At 41.5% G+C, this 17791-nt stretch carries 15 protein-coding genes and 6 tRNA genes; 7 read left to right on the top strand and 14 right to left on the bottom strand.

Features of this window, described 5'->3' with window-relative positions; all coding sequences use genetic code 11:
• Window positions 1–428 precede the first annotated feature (428 nt).
• The 3 genes from FTU29_RS10940 to FTU29_RS10950 are packed head-to-tail and all read left to right on the top strand — an operon-like array spanning window position 429 to window position 2631.
• Window positions 429–929, top strand: a complete 501-nt coding sequence (locus FTU29_RS10940) for a YfiR family protein (protein WP_180035852.1) — start codon at window positions 429–431, stop codon at window positions 927–929.
• Window positions 926–2143 (top strand): diguanylate cyclase domain-containing protein, encoded by a 1218-nt coding sequence (locus FTU29_RS10945; RefSeq protein WP_180035851.1) that lies wholly within the window; start codon window positions 926–928, stop codon window positions 2141–2143. The genes FTU29_RS10940 and FTU29_RS10945 overlap by 4 nt, the downstream gene beginning before the upstream one ends.
• Window positions 2144–2151: 8 nt before the next feature.
• Complete coding sequence (locus tag FTU29_RS10950; protein WP_180121834.1) at window positions 2152–2631, top strand: OmpA family protein; 480 nt, start codon at window positions 2152–2154, stop codon at window positions 2629–2631.
• A gap of 114 nt (window positions 2632–2745) precedes the next feature.
• On the opposite strand, the gene FTU29_RS10955 is transcribed toward FTU29_RS10950, so the two are convergent.
• From FTU29_RS10955 to secA, 10 genes are all read right to left on the bottom strand, one after another.
• Window positions 2746–2822: transfer RNA gene (locus FTU29_RS10955), tRNA-Pro, on the bottom strand.
• A gap of 17 nt (window positions 2823–2839) precedes the next feature.
• Window positions 2840–2915, bottom strand: a tRNA-His gene (locus FTU29_RS10960).
• Between the two features lie 105 nt (window positions 2916–3020).
• A tRNA-Pro gene (locus tag FTU29_RS10965) sits at window positions 3021–3097 on the bottom strand.
• Between the two features lie 3 nt (window positions 3098–3100).
• Window positions 3101–3176 (bottom strand) — tRNA-His (locus FTU29_RS10970).
• Between the two features lie 44 nt (window positions 3177–3220).
• Window positions 3221–3297: transfer RNA gene (locus FTU29_RS10975), tRNA-Arg, on the bottom strand.
• Window positions 3298–3342: 45 nt separating this feature from the next.
• Window positions 3343–3419: transfer RNA gene (locus FTU29_RS10980), tRNA-Pro, on the bottom strand.
• Between the two features lie 154 nt (window positions 3420–3573).
• Window positions 3574–4641, bottom strand: coding sequence for a quinolinate synthase NadA (nadA, locus tag FTU29_RS10985; protein ID WP_180121835.1), 1068 nt, complete (start codon window positions 4639–4641; stop codon window positions 3574–3576).
• Between the two features lie 153 nt (window positions 4642–4794).
• On the bottom strand, window positions 4795–6015 hold the full coding sequence (gene argJ / locus FTU29_RS10990; RefSeq protein WP_180085460.1) for a bifunctional glutamate N-acetyltransferase/amino-acid acetyltransferase ArgJ: 1221 nt from the start codon (window positions 6013–6015) through the stop codon (window positions 4795–4797).
• Between the two features lie 160 nt (window positions 6016–6175).
• The gene (locus FTU29_RS10995; RefSeq protein ID WP_180035848.1) at window positions 6176–6532 is read right to left on the bottom strand and encodes a hypothetical protein; all 357 of its coding nucleotides are present in this window, start codon (window positions 6530–6532) and stop codon (window positions 6176–6178) included.
• A 144-nt stretch (window positions 6533–6676) separates the two neighbouring features.
• Window positions 6677–9400: a preprotein translocase subunit SecA gene (gene secA / locus FTU29_RS11000; protein WP_180121841.1), complete on the bottom strand. Its 2724-nt coding sequence runs from the start codon at window positions 9398–9400 to the stop codon at window positions 6677–6679.
• Window positions 9401–9737: 337 nt separating this feature from the next.
• On the opposite strand from secA, the gene FTU29_RS11005 reads away from it, so the two are divergent.
• The 3 genes from FTU29_RS11005 (at window position 9738) to FTU29_RS11015 (ending at window position 12084) form a co-directional block, all read left to right on the top strand.
• Window positions 9738–10373, top strand: coding sequence for a peroxiredoxin (locus tag FTU29_RS11005; protein ID WP_078194127.1), 636 nt, complete (start codon window positions 9738–9740; stop codon window positions 10371–10373).
• A 294-nt stretch (window positions 10374–10667) separates the two neighbouring features.
• Complete coding sequence (locus FTU29_RS11010; protein WP_180121843.1) at window positions 10668–11495, top strand: MBL fold metallo-hydrolase; 828 nt, start codon at window positions 10668–10670, stop codon at window positions 11493–11495.
• On the top strand, window positions 11485–12084 hold the full coding sequence (locus FTU29_RS11015) for a dual specificity protein phosphatase family protein (RefSeq protein WP_180121845.1): 600 nt from the start codon (window positions 11485–11487) through the stop codon (window positions 12082–12084). The genes FTU29_RS11010 and FTU29_RS11015 overlap by 11 nt, the downstream gene beginning before the upstream one ends.
• A gap of 20 nt (window positions 12085–12104) precedes the next feature.
• Here the strand turns inward: FTU29_RS11015 and FTU29_RS11020 are convergent, their stop codons facing one another.
• Genes FTU29_RS11020 through trpA form a run of 4 tightly spaced genes read right to left on the bottom strand, consistent with a single transcriptional unit; the run spans window position 12105 to window position 16055 of the window.
• Window positions 12105–13082: an SPOR domain-containing protein gene (locus FTU29_RS11020; protein WP_078191218.1), complete on the bottom strand. Its 978-nt coding sequence runs from the start codon at window positions 13080–13082 to the stop codon at window positions 12105–12107.
• The gene (gene folC / locus FTU29_RS11025) at window positions 13079–14362 is read right to left on the bottom strand and encodes a bifunctional tetrahydrofolate synthase/dihydrofolate synthase (protein ID WP_180027139.1); all 1284 of its coding nucleotides are present in this window, start codon (window positions 14360–14362) and stop codon (window positions 13079–13081) included. The genes FTU29_RS11020 and folC overlap by 4 nt, the downstream gene beginning before the upstream one ends.
• Complete coding sequence (gene accD / locus FTU29_RS11030; protein WP_180005414.1) at window positions 14359–15255, bottom strand: acetyl-CoA carboxylase, carboxyltransferase subunit beta; 897 nt, start codon at window positions 15253–15255, stop codon at window positions 14359–14361. Before accD ends, folC begins: the two co-directional genes overlap by 4 nt.
• A complete protein-coding gene (trpA, locus tag FTU29_RS11035; RefSeq protein ID WP_078191221.1) occupies window positions 15252–16055 on the bottom strand; it encodes a tryptophan synthase subunit alpha in 804 nt (267 codons plus the stop codon). Before trpA ends, accD begins: the two co-directional genes overlap by 4 nt.
• A 363-nt stretch (window positions 16056–16418) precedes the next feature.
• Here trpA and FTU29_RS11040 point away from each other — a divergent pair, with 363 nt between their 5' ends.
• Entirely contained in the window at window positions 16419–17753 is a 1335-nt protein-coding gene (locus tag FTU29_RS11040; RefSeq protein ID WP_180022402.1) for a Na+/H+ antiporter NhaC family protein, read from the top strand.
• Window positions 17754–17791: the final 38 nt, after the last annotated feature.

A 17791-nucleotide genomic window follows, 5' to 3' on the forward strand; every position in this document is an offset into this window, starting at 1 on the left:
ATGAAAATAATTTCGATCAATCAATCAGTAAAAATCCACACAAGTTGTTCTTCATAATCTCTTAATGATCTTCTTGTTGGTTCGTCACCAGCAAGCTAGGTCGGCTATATTACTCTTTATTTCTAAAAAGTCAACCAGTAATTCAAATTATTTTTTAAACCTATCAAATAAAACCCAACCTAATCAATTCAACCAAGTCATTGTTTTATCAGAAGTTTTAATCTTCATCACCGCCGATGGATGTGCATTCTACAGCATTTCAGGATCGTTGCAACACCTTTTTTATGATTTATTTTACGCATGTCGATTTTTTAAACACACAAACATTCTTTTGTATTATTATTGGGCTATATACGCCCTATTTCATATAATAAAACGTATATACACCCAATTTTCATTCCATTTAATTTAAGACTTTTTGATTTCATATGGTTGTTTTTAAAAAAACTGCCTATTTAATAATGGCGTGCTCCATTTCACCCATATTATATGCAGCTCCCACAGCAAATATTTTCACAACCACTTTCTCTATTTTGAGTTATGCCAAGTGGGAAACCACTTCACCCAAATTTTGTGTGATTAATAATTCAAGTTTAGTCAATGATTTTAAAAAACTTGCGCCAACCCACAGCACTTATAAAATTACAGCCATCAATGTAAATGACATCAAATCTAGTCATTGCCAAGTTTTATTTTTTTCCAATCTATCAGCAAAAGAAGAACAAAGTATTTTAAACAACCATGTTAATTTCCCCGCCCTCTCTCTAAGTAGTAACAATAGTGAGTGTGAGTCTGGCAGTGCATTTTGTTTGTATAAAAAAAATCAGAGTTATTCGTTTAAAATTAATATGGAAAGTTTAACGCAGTCACAAATACATATTGATCCACGCGTTTTATTACTGGCGAAGTCATCGGAGTCAGCTGAATGAAACAACTCTATAACCCAATTACATTACACCAATTATTTACGCGTTCGCAGCTCACCATCTTTGCTTTAACATTTACGATTTGTTCTGCGATTTTTTTGGTGATTTCCACCTATACAATGCATACCTATGCAAAAAACAGCTTAACGATTTTATCAAATGCAATTAACGAACGTGTTCAACCGGCTGTGGTGTTTAATGACCAAATAACGATGGGTCAAATTTTAAATGAATACACCCAACTATATCCTATCCGTTCAATAGAAATTACCAACCTTCAAAATGCGTCGCTTGCTCATGCTGAGCAAAAAGAAATTTCAACATTCTCTAGCCAAGCGATTTTAGATTATTTCTTTTTTAGCCAACCGATTCGTTTAGATATTCATCATGATCAGAAAAGTTACGGCGAACTGGTCGTATATGGAAACTCTTCAGATTTAGTTAGTTTCTTCCATAAAATTTTGCTGGGCTTGTTTTTAGGTTTTATTCTTTTATTGGCTACTGTGTTTTGGTCGGTGAATTCTGTTTATCAATACTTAATGCAATCTGTTCGCTCTATTGTTGAATCAGCCCAAACCATTAGCATTAAGAAAGATTATAAAATGCGGGTTTCAAACTCTGATATTCAAGAATTACACGCACTCAGTACCGCCTTTAATGGTTTACTTAGTGAAATTGAACAGTCAAATAAAAACTTGATTTCAGAAAATGACAAGCTAATTCATCTAGCACGTCATGATGCATTAACCCAATTGCCAAATCGTAATTATTTTTATGAAAAGCTGTTTGAGCTATTTGACTTAAAAGCGAACGCTGCTGTGTTCTTTGTCGATATTGAAAACTTTAAACATGTGAATGACCAATATGGACACTTAGCTGGAGATGCAGTACTGCGTGCCTCATCACATTGTTTAAAACAAGCACTTCCAGATGATGCTTTCGTTGCGCGACTCGGTGGTGATGAATTTGCAATTATTATCAATCGCTTAAACTTCCTGACAGAACTCGAAGTCTTTTGTCACAAAATACATGACTGCTATGGTTCCACATTTGTTTATGAGCAACATAATATTGCATTACAAGCTAATATTGGTGTGGCACTGATCCAAAATGCGAAATCGCCAGAAGATCTAATCGCAGATGCGGATCGCGCCATGTATGATGCTAAACTTTCGAATAATCATTGGTGCATTGCACCACAACGCCCCAACTCATAGGATTTGCTATGTTAAAGAACGCATTTAAAGTTTTATTTATAATTGCATTCACAGCCACTATGACAGCCTGCATGAGTTTAGGTAACTTAAGTTACAAACAAGCACGCATGCTTAAAAAAGAAGGGTTTGTCTTGACCAATGATGGTTGGACACTTGCCCTACCAGAACGACTTTTATTTGGTTTTGATGATTATCAAATTCACCCCCACCAACAAGTCAAGTTAAATACACTTGCCACTCAACTGATTAAATATGACCTAAACAAAATTAAGTTTATTGGTCATACGGATAATGTTGGACAAGCCAATTACAACCAACAACTGTCAGAAAAACGTGCGCAAAGCGTCGCAAACGTCTTTTTAAAGCAAGGTTATAACAGTTCAAATATTCAAATTATTGGCCGTGGTGCTGAACAACCGATAGTCTCTAATGACACTGAAACCAATCGTGCCATCAACCGTCGTGTAAATGTCACCATCATTCCCTAAATAGCAGAATATAAAAAAGCCACCTTATGGTGGCTTTTTTATTTTTTATAAATTTCAGGCATAAAAAAACCGCTAAATGCGGCATCTTTTTCATAGTATTACTTTTGAGATAAATGGTCGGAGCAGTAGGATTCGAACCTACGACCCCCTGGTCCCAAACCAGGTGCACTACCAGGCTGTGCTATGCTCCGCTTTCAACTTTAAAAGTTGGGGTGAATGATGGGATTCGAACCCACGACAACCGGAATCACAATCCGGGGCTCTACCAACTGAGCTACATCCACCATCATGTTCTTGCTTGTGAATAACCAATATAACGCATTTTAAATTACAGGCATAAAAAAACCGCTGTATGCGGTATCTTTTATCGACCGTTTTCTTTAAGAAAATGGTCGGAGCAGTAGGATTCGAACCTACGACCCCCTGGTCCCAAACCAGGTGCACTACCAGGCTGTGCTATGCTCCGAATTGGGGTGAATGATGGGATTCGAACCCACGACAACCGGAATCACAATCCGGGGCTCTACCAACTGAGCTACATCCACCATCACAACAAGTTTCAGATTCTATTATCAGAACACCATTAAAATGGCGCGCCTGACAGGATTCGAACCTGTGACCATCCGCTTAGAAGGCGGATGCTCTATCCAACTGAGCTACAGGCGCATTACCGATGACATAGACTATCACGCGATTTTTGCCTTGAGAAATTGGTCGGAGCAGTAGGATTCGAACCTACGACCCCCTGGTCCCAAACCAGGTGCACTACCAGGCTGTGCTATGCTCCGTTTCATCTCAGCTTTCGCTGTATCGCATATCGTGCGGTACGGTGTGCATTCTAGGCGTGACGTTGATTAACGTCAACACCTATCTTCAAAAAAACATAAAAAATCATTTCAAGCGATTATTTATCAAGCACTTTAATCATTTTTCAAGCAAAAATTAACGTTTTAAACTGGCACTGAAATTCAACATCCGATCTAAAGGCAATTTAGCACGTTCAGCCAATGCCGGATCTACAAAAATTTCCTGATCGCCTTTTTGTAAAACTTCGAGAATTCCATCTAATTCATTCATCGCCATCCAAGGGCAATGCGCACATGAACGACAAGTCGCTCCCTCACCCGCCGTCGGTGCTTCGATGAGAATTTTATTCGGCACAGCTTGCTGCATTTTATAAAAAATACCGCGATCTGTTGCCACGATTAAACGTTCGTGTGGCAAGGTTTGTGCAGCCTTGATCAATTGCGAGGTGCTACCGACGGCATCTGCAATATCCACGACAGATTCTGGTGACTCGGGATGCACCAAAACTGCTGCATCAGGATACAACGCTTTCATATTGGCAATACCACGTGCACGGAATTCTTCATGAACTATACATGCCCCATCCCACAGCAACATGTCTGCACCGGTTTTCTTTTGAATATAACGACCGAGATGCTGATCAGGTGCCCAAATAATTTTTTCGCCTAAACTATCTAAATACTCAACAATTTCAACAGCACAGCTCGAGGTTACCACCCAGTCTGCACGTGCTTTCACTGCCGCCGAGGTATTGGCATATACCACAACCGTATGATCCGGATGTGCATCGCAAAATTTGGTAAATTCATCGACAGGACACCCCAAATCAAGTGAGCATGTTGCCTCTAGAGTAGGCATCAGTACGGTTTTCTCAGGAGATAAAATCTTCGAGGTCTCCCCCATGAATTTCACTCCTGCAACCACCAACGTCGTTGCTTCATGATCCCGACCAAAACGTGCCATTTCAAGTGAATCCGAAACGCATCCACCGGTCTGTTCTGCTAGTTCCTGCACTTCAGGATCACAATAATAGTGTGCAACAAGGACAGCGTTACGTTTTTTGAGTTCCGCTTTAATTAATTCAAACTTTTCAAGCTTTGCAGCTTCCGTTAAGTGATGCTCTTTAACATCACCCAAACGATCCAAATGCGCTTGTACAATTGATTTTGCTTCATTTGCAATTAAGTTGTTTGCATTATTCATTACAACGTCTTCTCTATCCTTAATGCCTGCTACTACACAGGTGCTTCACAACTGACCCATAAATATGGCACTTGGCTATTTTTTACCGGTCATTAAAAAGTTCCACTTATAAAAAAGCCTCACAACGGAGGCTTTTCAAAAACATCAAATATCTTATGAACGGTAATCTGCGTTAATCTTAACATAGTCATACGACAGGTCACAGGTATACACAGTATCTCGCGCACTGCCACGTCCTAAATCTACACGGATCGTGATCTCAGATTTCTCCATCTCTGCAGCCCCTGCTGCTTCGGTATAATCTGCTGCGGCACCACCGTCTTTACAGATTTGAACATCACCTAACCAGACCTGAATTTTTTCAACATCTAAATTTGGCACACCTGCATAACCAATAGCTGCCAAAATACGGCCCCAGTTTGGATCTGATGCGAAGATTGCAGTTTTAACCAACGGTGAATGTGCAATGCTATAAGCAATATCACAACATTCTTGAGTATCTGCGCCGCCTTCTACCGCCACAGTAATAAACTTCGTCGCACCTTCACCATCACGGACAATGAGCTGTGCAAGACGTTTCATTACACGTGTTAACACGTCTAAAACAGCAGCATAACGGGAATCTGATTCTGAAGTAATTTCTACGCCACCAGCTTGGCCCGTTGCAATCAAAATACATGAGTCATTCGTTGAGGTATCACCATCCACCGTAATACGGTTAAACGACAGGTTAACTGTGGTTTTCAAAAGCTGTTGCACCAGCTCACGGCTAATGGGTGCATCAGTTGCCACATAACTCAACATGGTCGCCATATTTGGACGAATCATGCCTGCGCCTTTAGAAATACCTGTCATGGTATACAGGACGCCATCTAACTCAAATTGTTCAGATGCACCTTTAGGTGTTGTATCAGTGGTCATAATGCCCGTTGCCGCATCCAACCATGCATCTTCCTGCAAACTATCTAATGCTGGTTGCAAGCCTTGAACCAAACGATCAATAGGTAATTGCTCACCAATTACACCTGTTGAAAATGGAAGAACTTCTGTATTTTGAACACCTGTCAGTTCTGCCAGTTTCGCACACGTCGCCTCAGCATTTGCCATGCCGATTTTGCCAGTACCGGCATTGGCATTTCCGGTGTTAATCACCAAATAACGTGGATTACCTGCTAATAAGTGCGCTTTCGAAATATGCACCGGTGCTGCACAAAATGCATTTTGAGTAAAAACGCCTGCGACATTAGAGCCTTCAGCAAATTCAAAAATGACAAGGTCACGTCGGTTCTGATAGCGCACATACGCTTCAGCCGAACCGATTTTTACACCTTTCACCACATGCATCTGTGGCATAGATACGTCACCAACTGCCATTTTTCAACGTCCAACTATATGAGTTATAAAAAATACAGCTTAGTGCAAAATCTATAAAAAATCGAGCAGAAGCACGGTTTTGCTGTAATTTTATTGAGCATTTCTTTTGCACATAAAAAAACCAGCCTTTCGACTGGTCTTTATCGCTGTTCGTCGTAAATTAGTTACGCGCCAACTGAGTGGCTTCATCAAGAAGCACTTGTTTCGCTTTTTGTTGACTCGCAGCAGAAAGTGCTGGGTTTTCAGCCACAATACGGTCAGCATTCGCCGCATTGGCTGCTGCAATTTTTGCAGTTTGCAATACGATTGGACGATTTGGATTGGCAAAGGTATAACGAATACCCGTACGCGGGCTTGCTACAGTCACTTGACCGTCAGTACCAATCTGTACTTGAGTTGTTGTTGGACCAACTGCTTGTTGAACTTTTTCTAAAGAAGTCGTCTGAGGAGCGTTTGCAAAGGCAAAAGTTGGCAAAGCCAAAGCAGCAATCATGAACGGTTTTAGTACTTTTTTCATTGTCTTTTCCGTCTTACGGTTATTGATAGAAACTAAATAACATTTAATCTACTGAACTGCAAATACTATTCAGGTCAGATTAGTAGTGTAAATAAAAAATCAGAGCGCGAAGGCTCTGATTTATTTGAAATTAAACAATGCTGTTTAGATTTTACCGTGACATTGTTTATATTTTAGACCTGAACCACATGGGCAAGGCGAGTTACGACTTTCTGGCGGAACAATCACTTGCTCTGCAGGTGTGTATTGCGCATCGATAACATCATTACCATTGGCTTCAGCCAACAAATTATCAAAGTCATTGTGTGACAATTGAAGATTCATTGATTCAGCTTGAGCCTGTTTTTGAGCTTCCATTTCTGCAAGTTCTTCGGCTGTAGGCACATGAATACGAGATAAATCTGTCACGACATCGGACTTAATCACAGCAAGCATGTTTACAAATAAATTAAAGGCTTCTTTTTTGTATTCTTGCTCAGGATTTTTCTGCGCATAACCACGTAAATGAATCCCCTGACGTAAGTAATCCATTGCTGCCAAATGCTCTTTCCAATGGCGGTCCAATGAATTCAACATAAAGTGACGTTCGAGCATTGCAGCCGTTTCGTCACCCATTTGCGTACGACGTGAACGGTAGTGCTGAAGAACTTCATCAGTAATACGTTCAACCAAAGCCTCTGCATCCAAACGACGATCTTGCTCTAACCACTGCGAAATTGGCAATTCAATCGATAGATCTTCACGTAGCGCCTTTTCAAGACCTTCTATATCCCACTGATCGTGAATAGACTCAGGTGGAATATATATTTCGATCATGCCTTTAGTCACATCCTGAATCATCGTTTCGATGTAATCTTGTAAAGACGGTTCAACAAGAATTTCATCACGCTGAGAGTAAATAATCTTACGTTGTTCGTTGTTTACGTCATCGTATTTCAATAGATTTTTACGAATATCGAAGTTACGTGCTTCAACTTTACGTTGTGCATTTTCAATCGAGCGTGAAACCATTTTATGCTCAATGGCTTCATCTTCTTTCAGCCCCATGGCACGCATCATTGCAACCACGCGATCACCTGCGAAGATACGCATCAAGTCATCTTCAAGCGACAAGTAGAAACGTGATACACCTGGGTCACCTTGACGGCCCGCACGACCACGTAACTGGTTATCGATACGACGAGATTCATGACGTTCTGAACCAATGATGTGTAAACCACCAGAGTTCAGCACCATTTCATGATTTTGTTCCCACTCTGCTTTCAAACGTGCTTCATCTGCTTCAGTCGGCTCTTCAATCTTCGCCAGCAAAGCTTTCCAGTTACCACCTAACAGAATATCAGTACCACGACCAGCCATGTTAGTCGCAATGGTTACTGCACGAGGTGAACCCGCTTGCGCAATAATATCCGCTTCGCGCTCATGTTGTTTCGCATTAAGTACTTCATGTTGAATACCAGCTTCTTTCAGCTTATCTGATAAAATTTCAGAGGCTTCAATGGTTGCTGTACCAATCAGAATCGGCGCAACACCCGCTTCATGAATACGTTGAATTTCTTGAATGATGGCGTTGTATTTACCTTCACGGTTTAAATAGATTAAATCGTTTTGGTCATTACGAATCATTGGGCGATGGGTTGGAATAAGTACAACATCCAAGCCATAAATTTCTTTCATCTCTGCAGCTTCAGTATCTGCAGTACCCGTCATACCCGATAATTTTTTGTATAGACGGAAATAGTTCTGGAATGTTGTAGTTGCTAAAGTTTGGTTTTCAGGCTGAATTTCCAAACCTTCTTTTGCTTCTACTGCTTGATGCAAACCTTCTGACCAACGGCGACCCGGCATTGTACGACCAGTGTTTTCATCGACAATGATCACTTCACCTTCGTGGATGATGTAATGCACGTTGCGTTGGTATAGGTAATGCGCACGAATGGCCGCAGAAACATGGTGTACCAAGTTTAAATTAGCAGATGAATATAAACTTTCACCTTCAGCAAGCAAGCCCATTTGAATCAATTCAGCTTCAACAGTTTCATAACCGACTTCGGTCATTTCTACAGAGCGCTGTTTTTCGTCAATCCAGAAGTGACCGCCATCTGGTACCTTTTCTTCTTTTTGTGCATGAAGTTTTGGTGGAATGCTGTTAATTGCAGCATACAACTGAGATGAGTCTTCTGATTGACCAGAAATGATCAACGGTGTACGCGCTTCATCAATCAGGATCGAATCGACCTCATCGATGATGGCATAGGTTAAGCTGCGCTGTTTTTTCTCAGCAGCAGAAAACACCATGTTGTCACGCAAGTAATCGAAACCGAATTCGTTGTTGGTACCGTAAGTAATGTCAGCTCGATACGCTTGAGCTTTTTCAGTTGGGTCTTGCATTGAGTAAATAATCCCAATGCTTAAACCTAAAAATTCGAATAATGGACGGTTTAATTCAGCATCACGCTGTGCGAGATAGTCGTTCACCGTAATCACGTGAACACCTTCACCACTAATCGCATTGAGGTAACAAGCAAGCGTTCCCATGAGGGTTTTACCTTCACCGGTACGCATCTCTGCGATCTTACCTTCATGTAAAGTAATACCACCAATCAGCTGTACATCATAATGACGCATGCCCATGACACGCTTTGCAGCTTCACGACAAACAGCAAACGCTTCAGGTAATAATTTATCAAGGCTGTCGCCTTTTTTATAACGTTCTTTGAATTCTTCAGTTTTTGCAGATAAGTCTGCATCGCTTAGAACAGATATCGTCGGCTCGAGCGCATTAATCTTCTCTACGATTTTACGCATGCGTTTGAGTTCGCGCTCATTTTTGGTACCGAAGATTCCTCCGATCAGACTTGCCAACATGAATAGACTCTCTAAATCTTGCTTGTCAAATGAATATATTTTCTTAGTCGTTATTATGGTGCTAGAAATTCGAAGTACAAGGGTTTTGCACAAAAATCCCCTTAAATATTCTGCGCTCGGGTTCTAGCCCCGGAGACTTAAGGCAAGCTAATGTAACAAATTTTCTGCAGACAACATAGTGACTCTGTCGTGAGATATTTCGCATTTATCCCCCAATAAAACTGTTTTATATGAAATATATTCATAAAGAAATGAAAAAACACTATTTTTAATCATAAAAAAAATCCTTCATATTTATTTTCAAGTTAAACAAATTCAATAAATACGGGGATATTCCATGACGATTCGTTTAGGTGATACTGCACCAGACTTTACTCAAGACTCAAGCGAAGGCAGCATTCATTTTTATGACTTTTTAGGTGACAGTTGGGGCATTTTATTTTCGCATCCTGCCGATTACACCCCAGTCTGCACCACAGAACTTGGATTTACCGCAAAACTAAAAGATGAATTTAGCAAACGTGGTGTCAAGGCCATTGCCCTGTCTGTTGATGATGTTGAGTCGCATCATGGTTGGATTAACGACATTAATAATACTCAAAATACCACGGTCAACTTCCCGATCATTGCAGACAAAGACCGTAAAGTGTCCACCCTTTATGATTTCATTCACCCCAATGCCAGCGAAACATTAACTGTTCGCTCTTTGGTGATCATCGATCCAAATAAAAAAGTCCGTTTAATCATTACTTATCCTGCATCTACAGGGCGTAACTTCCATGAAATTTTACGTGTCATTGACTCTTTGCAACTGACAGACAACCATAAAGTTGCAACACCGGCCAACTGGCAACAAGGTGAAGATGTGGTGATTGTGCCGTCATTAAAAGATGAAGAGGAAATCAAACAACGCTTTCCTCAAGGATATAACGCAGTTACGCCTTACCTTCGTTTAACGCCTCAACCTAAGTGAGGATAAAACGGAGCATTACGCTGTCCGAGCGCAAGATAAGAAGCTCTGCTGTGAGTGACCAAAGCGAAGGTACAAATTTAACTATTTTTAAGCGCAGCACCTAAGCAAACTAAGTATCATAACCATAGTTAATATAGTTTTCCCCCTTCAGAACGAATGACGAGCCCGTTCTGGCAGTCTCCAACCTGCTCATCTCTGGATGAGCTTTTTTTGATTACAAATTCCTCTCAGGGATTAGATTGGTTAAACATCACAATTCCGTTATAACTAATAAAAACTTGAAAATAACAAACCGTGATTCATCAAATTCATCATTTACATTGTGGTAGTTTTTGTCCAACGTGTGCCCCTTTATTTGGACAGAAAGGCTTTCGCGCACATTTGGTCTGTCATTGCCTGCTCATTGAAACCGATAAAGGGCTCGTCTTAGTCGATACAGGACTGGGCTTACAAGATTATTTGCATCCACAAAATCGTTTAGGTCGGTTTATTTCACGCACAGCGCAAATCAAATTTAATTCGCAACTGAGTGCGATTCATCAAATTCAAAAATTAGGCTTTAAGGCTCAAGATGTTCAACACATTTTGTTGTCACACTTAGATTTTGATCATGCTGGCGGGATCTCTGATTTTCCGCAGGCGACTGTGCATGTCTTAGCCAGTGAATATAACGCCACTCAAAACCTTCATAGCTTAAAATCACGACTGCGCTATCGACCACAGCAATTCCAACTGCATCGTTATTGGAATTTTATCGAAAGCATCGGGACGCAAGCATGGTTTAACTTAGAACACACTGCCAGTCTGTCTATTTTTCAAGATGACATTTTAATGCTTCCACTTTTGGGACATACCGCGGGTCATGCCGGTATTGCGATTAAAAATAACCAGCGCTGGTTGTTATATTGTGGCGATGCTTATTACTCACAGCATCAATTAAATCCAAATTTTCATTCGCGGGCCTTAAATCAGCTTGAGCGTTTATTTGCCACCGACAATACACAGCGACTGCACTCCCTTCATAAGATTCAGCAGTTAGCGCAGCATCCGGACATCGATCTCATCTGTGCACATGACCCATTCGAATTCGCTCGCTATCAGAATACAAGCTATGACCGCTAAAATCCTACCAATGATCCTACTCAGTGTTAGCTTCAGCTTCACGGGTTGCATGACATCAAATCCATTACCGTTAAATGAACGTCCTCAGCATTGGGGGAAAGTCGTTCATCAACAGCATAATTTTTATCAAATCAGCCCAACGCTATTTCGCAGTGAACAACCTGATACAGATCTCGCCCCTGTTCTACGAGAACAGCAAATCGATGTGATCATAAATTTACGTTCACGGCACCATGACCCAGAACGCTTAAAAAATGCTATTGATATGCAAAAGATTAAATTTGTACATATTCCGATACACACGTGGCAAATCGATCGTGAAGATTTACTGACGGTGATGAAAACCATAAAAGAAGCTGAACAACAGCAGCAAAAAGTTTTAATCCATTGCTACCACGGCTCAGACCGTACAGGCGCGAGTGTGGCCATGTACCGTATTATTTTTCAGCATTGGTCCATTGAGGAAGCAAAACGTGAAATGAAACAAGGTGGCTATGGCTTCCACCCTATTTGGAAAAATATTGACCGTTTATTCAGCCCTGAAAATGTAAAATGGATTCAGCAGCAACTACTGAATCCATCTTATTAAAGGTCATTCCTCAAATAAACTTAGCGTTTATCGAGTGGTACCCAATCAATCACCCACGCAGATTTCATATTCAAACTTGCATCTGAATTGATCTTTTTACGTGTTGCGTCCGCAGCATCACGGTCCTTCGAAGGACCGACCATAATACGAATGCCTTTAGATGTCGGACTCTTCGTCACTTTATAGCCTTTTGCACGTAATTTTGCAGCGACGGCATCTGCATTGGCTTCATTGGCAGCCAGTGCAACTTGCACCATCCATTGCTTATCGCCATTTTCCAACAGATCACGTGCTTTTTCAGCTTCAGCTTTTTTCTTAGCTTCTGCTTTACGCTTTTCTTCTGCCTTGTGTTTTTCTTCGGCTTTACGCTTTTCTTCAGCTTGTTGCTTCGCTTCGGCTGCTTTCTTATCTGCTGCTTTTTTCTCAGCTTCAGCATGTGCTTTACGTTCAGCTTCTTTTTGAGCATCCGCTTTACGTTTTGCTTCGGCTTTTTGTTTATCTGCTGCGATACGTGCCTGATCAGCCTTTTGCTGCGCCGACTGAGTCTCTAACTTTTTTTGAGCCGCCAACTTATCCTCAGCTAAACGCTTTTGCTTGGCTTTTTCATCTTCAACCAATTCGGGAGGAATATTATCCGAACTTTGTTGAGCTGAACGATGTGCGTTTAAAGCTGCATATTCTTCTGCTGCTTTACGTGCTGCATCAGCTTCCGCTTGTTGTTGCATCGCTAAAAATTCTGCTGCGCGTGCTTCTTGCTCCGCAACCGATTTTTCACGGGTACGTCGTTGTTCTTCGAGCAAGCGCTTTTCAGTTTCAACATCAACTGTCAATGATGACATTTTACCCGCACCCTGACCTTGTTGCTCAACTTGAGCCATTTCAGGAGTTTGGCTTTGATTTTGATGTATTTCTTCTTTGCCTTTAAGTAAAAGTGCGGCCAGCAGTACACCACCACCTAATAAAACAACACCACCCATCCAGCGTTGTTTGTTATTCATTGACATTCTTCCAGATACTCCCATACCGCTTCTAAGGTATGAAATGAACCACATACCAGAATCAGCTGATTATTCTTTGTTTCTTCCAGCGCGGACTTAAAAGCTAATTGCACATTGTCATAATGTTCTACGACTTGATGCTGCAGTGCGCTATCCAATTGTGTGATAGATGCCGCACGTGGCACATTTAATTGTGCAATTTTCCACATTCTTACCGTATCTTTCAATAAGTTAACGACAGAATTTATGTCTTTATCAGTCAGCATGGAGAAAACGCTGATCACTTCTGTGTATTGTTTATTGTACTGGAGGAAATTTCGCAATTGCTTTAACAAAAATTCAACACCATGCGGGTTATGTCCCGCATCGAAAATCACCGTTTTACCCGCAATTTCTCTAACTTCAAAACGGCCTTGTAACTTGGCATTGATAATCCCCTGAGCGATCGACTGCTGAGAGACCACCAAACCACTGGCCAAGATTGCCGCTACAGCCGTAGAGATATTTTCGAGTGCCAAAGAACCCACGGGTAGTTTTAAGGTTGAACCTGATGAGGCAAACATCCAAGATTGTCCATCATCACTGTACTGATAAAAATAATCACGATTGAGTACATGTAAAGCGGCTTGGCAATCTTCTGCTTTTTGACGAATGGCTTCAGGCAAAACTTGCTGCCCACCAAAAATTACGGGAATATTTGGACGAATAATTCCTGCTTTCTCAAAAGCAATTTTTTCAATAGTGTCGCCCAACCAATCGGTATGGTCTAAACCAATATTGGTAATCACTGCAACATCTGGATCGACGACATTGACCACATCAAGTCGACCGCCAAGGCCCACTTCGAGGACCCATACATCGCAATGTTGCTGTTTAAAAATAACAAAAGCGGCCAAAGTGGTCGCTTCAAAAAAAGATAAACTTAATTCACATTCACGACGCGCCTGATCAACGGCCACAAAAGCATCAATCAGGGTTTGGTCGGCCACTTCAACACCTTGAAGCTTTACACGTTCATTGAATCGATAGATATGCGGTGATTGGTATAAACCCACATTATAACCTTGCGCATTTAAAATGGCAGCCAATGTCGTTGTGGTTGAACCTTTACCGTTTGTTCCCGCGACCGTCAGCACTTTCGCATCAGGCTGGGTTACACCGAGTCGTTCCGCAACAGGAATCACCCGTTCCAGACCTAAATCAATACCCGTAACATGAACATGGCTCCAATAATCGAGCCATGTGTTTAAAGAATCAGTTGCAAGTGGTGCTGTGTTCAAGGCAAGTTCATCAATTTCGCTACAATACGATAAACTGTATCACGTAATGCATGACGGTGAACAATTTGATCGACTACACCATGATCAAGCAAGTATTCTGCACGTTGGAACGGTTCTTCCAATTTTTCACGTACAGTTTGCTCAATCACACGCTTACCAGCAAAACCAATCATGGCTTTCGGTTCAGCCAAGTGAACATCACCGAGCATTGCCAATGATGCAGTCACACCACCATAGACTGGATGTGTCAGCACCACTAGATAAGGCAAGCCAGCATCTTTCATTTTTTGGATGGCAGCAGAAGTACGCGCCATTTGCATGAGTGACAACATGCCTTCTTGCATACGTGCACCGCCAGAGGCAGCGAAGCAAATAAGCGGTTGTTTTGCTTTAATCGCAAGTTCAGCCGCTTGAACAAAACGGTCACCAACCACAGTGCCCATTGAACCGCCCATGAAATCAAATTCGAAAGCAGTCGCAATCATTGGAATGCCTTTCAGCGTTCCTTGCATCACCACTAAAGCTTCTGTTTCACCGGTTTTCTTCTGCGCTTCAGACATACGGTCTGGATACGCTTTGCTATCTACAAATTTAAGTGGATCTTTGGCTTTAAATTCTTGACCCAATTCTTTTTGTACTTGGTCAAAGAACCAGTTCAAACGATCACGCGCTTTCATTCGCAAGTGTTCATCACACTGCGGACAAACGTAGGCATTAAATGACATTGCAGTACGAGTCACAAGTGCATGACACTCAGGACATTCAATCGTCGGCTCAGTAAATGTCGCCTTTAATGCTTGCTGTTCATCAGGTACATGAATACCTGGTACCGCACGCTCTGTCCATGGCGTAGATGCGCTCAGAATTTTGCCTGTTTTTGCGTCTTGACTCATACTAACTCATCGAGCGCAGCTCGAAGCTCCTTCACTTTATTCACTGTTTCGATTACAGCTTGTTCTGGCGCTAAGTTTGCAAATTGTTTAACAAAAGCACTACCTACAATCACCGCATCTGCAGCCACACCCATGGCTTTCGCCGATGCTGCATCACTGATACCAAAGCCAACACCAACTGGTACCTGAGTATACGATTTGATTTTTTGAATACGTGCCGCAGCTTCAGCAACGTCTAAAGTCGCTGCACCTGTCACACCTTTCAAAGAAACATAGTAGATAAATCCACTGGCTTGTTTCACCACATGCTGAATACGTTCATCAGTGGATGTTGGCGCAAGTAAGAAGATTTGATCCATGTCGTATTTTTTCAATACTGCATCTAGATCTTTTGCTTCTTCTGGTGGAAGGTCCACCAAGAGCACGCCATCTACACCGCATTCATGTGCATAGGCAACAAACTTTTCATAGCCGATTACTTCAACAGGGTTTAAATAGCCCATCAGTACCACGGGTGTTTCTGTATCGTTTTTACGGAACTCTTTCACCATGTTCAAGGCATCTAGAGTATTGGTTCCTGCAGCAAGCGCACGCTCAGCGGCAAGTGCAATAACAGGACCATCCGCCATTGGGTCTGAAAATGGAAGACCCAATTCGATCACATCTACACCTGCCTCAACCATTTGATGTAACAAAGGTACCGTTACTTGTGGATGAGGGTCACCAGCCATAACATAAGAAACCAAGGCCTTACGCTGTTGAGATTTAAGCGTTCCAAATCGAGTGGCTAAACGTGACATAGGGTTATACTTTCCTTGAATGAATCAAAACTATGATGTGGGTTTTGTCGAAATACAAGACATCGCATTGTAACGCTATTTTTTACCCATTGAACAGGGTATACAATCCTCAGTCGGCATTTCTCATGCAAACATAATTTTCCAGAACAACCCGAAAGCATCATTTACCGATATTTCAGTTTTTTTCACAATGATCAAAGATGCCTAATTTTAGGATCTGGCAAAATTATAAGGTTTTAGATTAACTTAATTTTATCATCAAAAAAATGTTAAAAATAACAGGCTTAGCATTTACATTTTAATTTTCCTTAAATTGCAAAACCTGCTTTATACTAGCCGCATACTTTTATTTTTTTATCTCCTATGTCCTCCGATTCACAAGTGAAAGTGCCTGCTCGGGCATTTGCACTGCTCCCGCTTATTGTTTTTCTGACCATTTTTTTGGGCAGTGGTATTTACCATTCCATCATTGGAACTGAGTTTGCGTTCTATCAAGTGAAAGCCCCTGTCGCTGCTCTTCCTGCAATTGTATTGGCAATTTTGCTCTATCGCGGCAAGATAAATGACGCGATTGATACATTTATGAAAGGTGCTAGCCACCCGAATTTGATCTTAATGTTCATGGTCTTTATGCTCGCTGGTGCTTTTGCCAGTGTCAGCAGTGCCATCGGTAGTGTCGATGCAACAGTGCAGTTGGGACTATCGATGATTGCGCCTGAGTTCGTGCTGCCCATGCTGTTTATTATTGCGGCCTTTATTGCCACAGCGATGGGAACCTCCATGGGCACTATTGCAGCCTGTGCACCAATTGCCTTTGGTTTTACTCAAGTCACCGAAATTGAAGTGGTGTATGCCATTGGTGCTGTGGTCGGCGGTGCTATGTTTGGTGATAATCTGTCGATGATTTCAGATACCACCATTGCTGCAACGAATAGTCAAAAAGTTCAGCTTCGCGATAAATTTAAGGTCAATGTTTGGATTGCTGTTCCTGCATCGATCGTTAGCATTTGTATCTATTTAATTATGAGTCAAGGTTCACAAGCGATTGAACACAAAGCTTATAATGCGTGGCTAATCCTGCCGTATTTAGCCGTATTTATTTTGGCCTTTTCACGTTTGCACGTGCTTGCTGTGCTGACTATTGGTGTCTTACTGTCTGGTTTGATTGGTTTGGTGATTCAACCTGAATTTAATTTTTTAAGCTTAAATAATTCTATTTATGACGGCTTTACCGGCATGTTTGAAGTTGCCCTGCTTTCTATTTTCTTGGGTGGTATTTCTGCCATTATGCAAAAAGAAGGCGGTTTAGAATGGCTGATTCAACGTATTTACAGCATGACACGCTGCTTTAAAGTTGGTGCTGAACGCGCAGGTGAAATTGGTATCAGTTTCTTGGTGATTTTCTCCAACCTATTTGTAGCAAATAACACTGTCGCAATTATTTTATCTGGTGACATGGCACGTGAAGTCGCCAAAGAATATGGTGTAGACCCTAAACGTGCTGCTGCGCTCTTGGATATTTTCTCTTGCGTAGTCCAAGGTCTCATTCCTTATGGTGCACAGCTGTTACTGGCTTGTTCGATCGCAAAACTTTCGCCTGTAGAACTGATTGGTAGTGTGTATTACTGTTGGGTCTTGGCAATCTTTGCCATCCTTGCCATTTTACTTCGGTATCCAAAATTAAAAGCTGCGGCATAAGTTTGGCTTTAAAGAAAAGCGGTCGTTTGACCGCTTTT

The organism is Acinetobacter sp. YH12086 (genome assembly GCF_013419345.1).
GTDB lineage: Bacteria > Pseudomonadota > Gammaproteobacteria > Pseudomonadales > Moraxellaceae > Acinetobacter > Acinetobacter amyesii.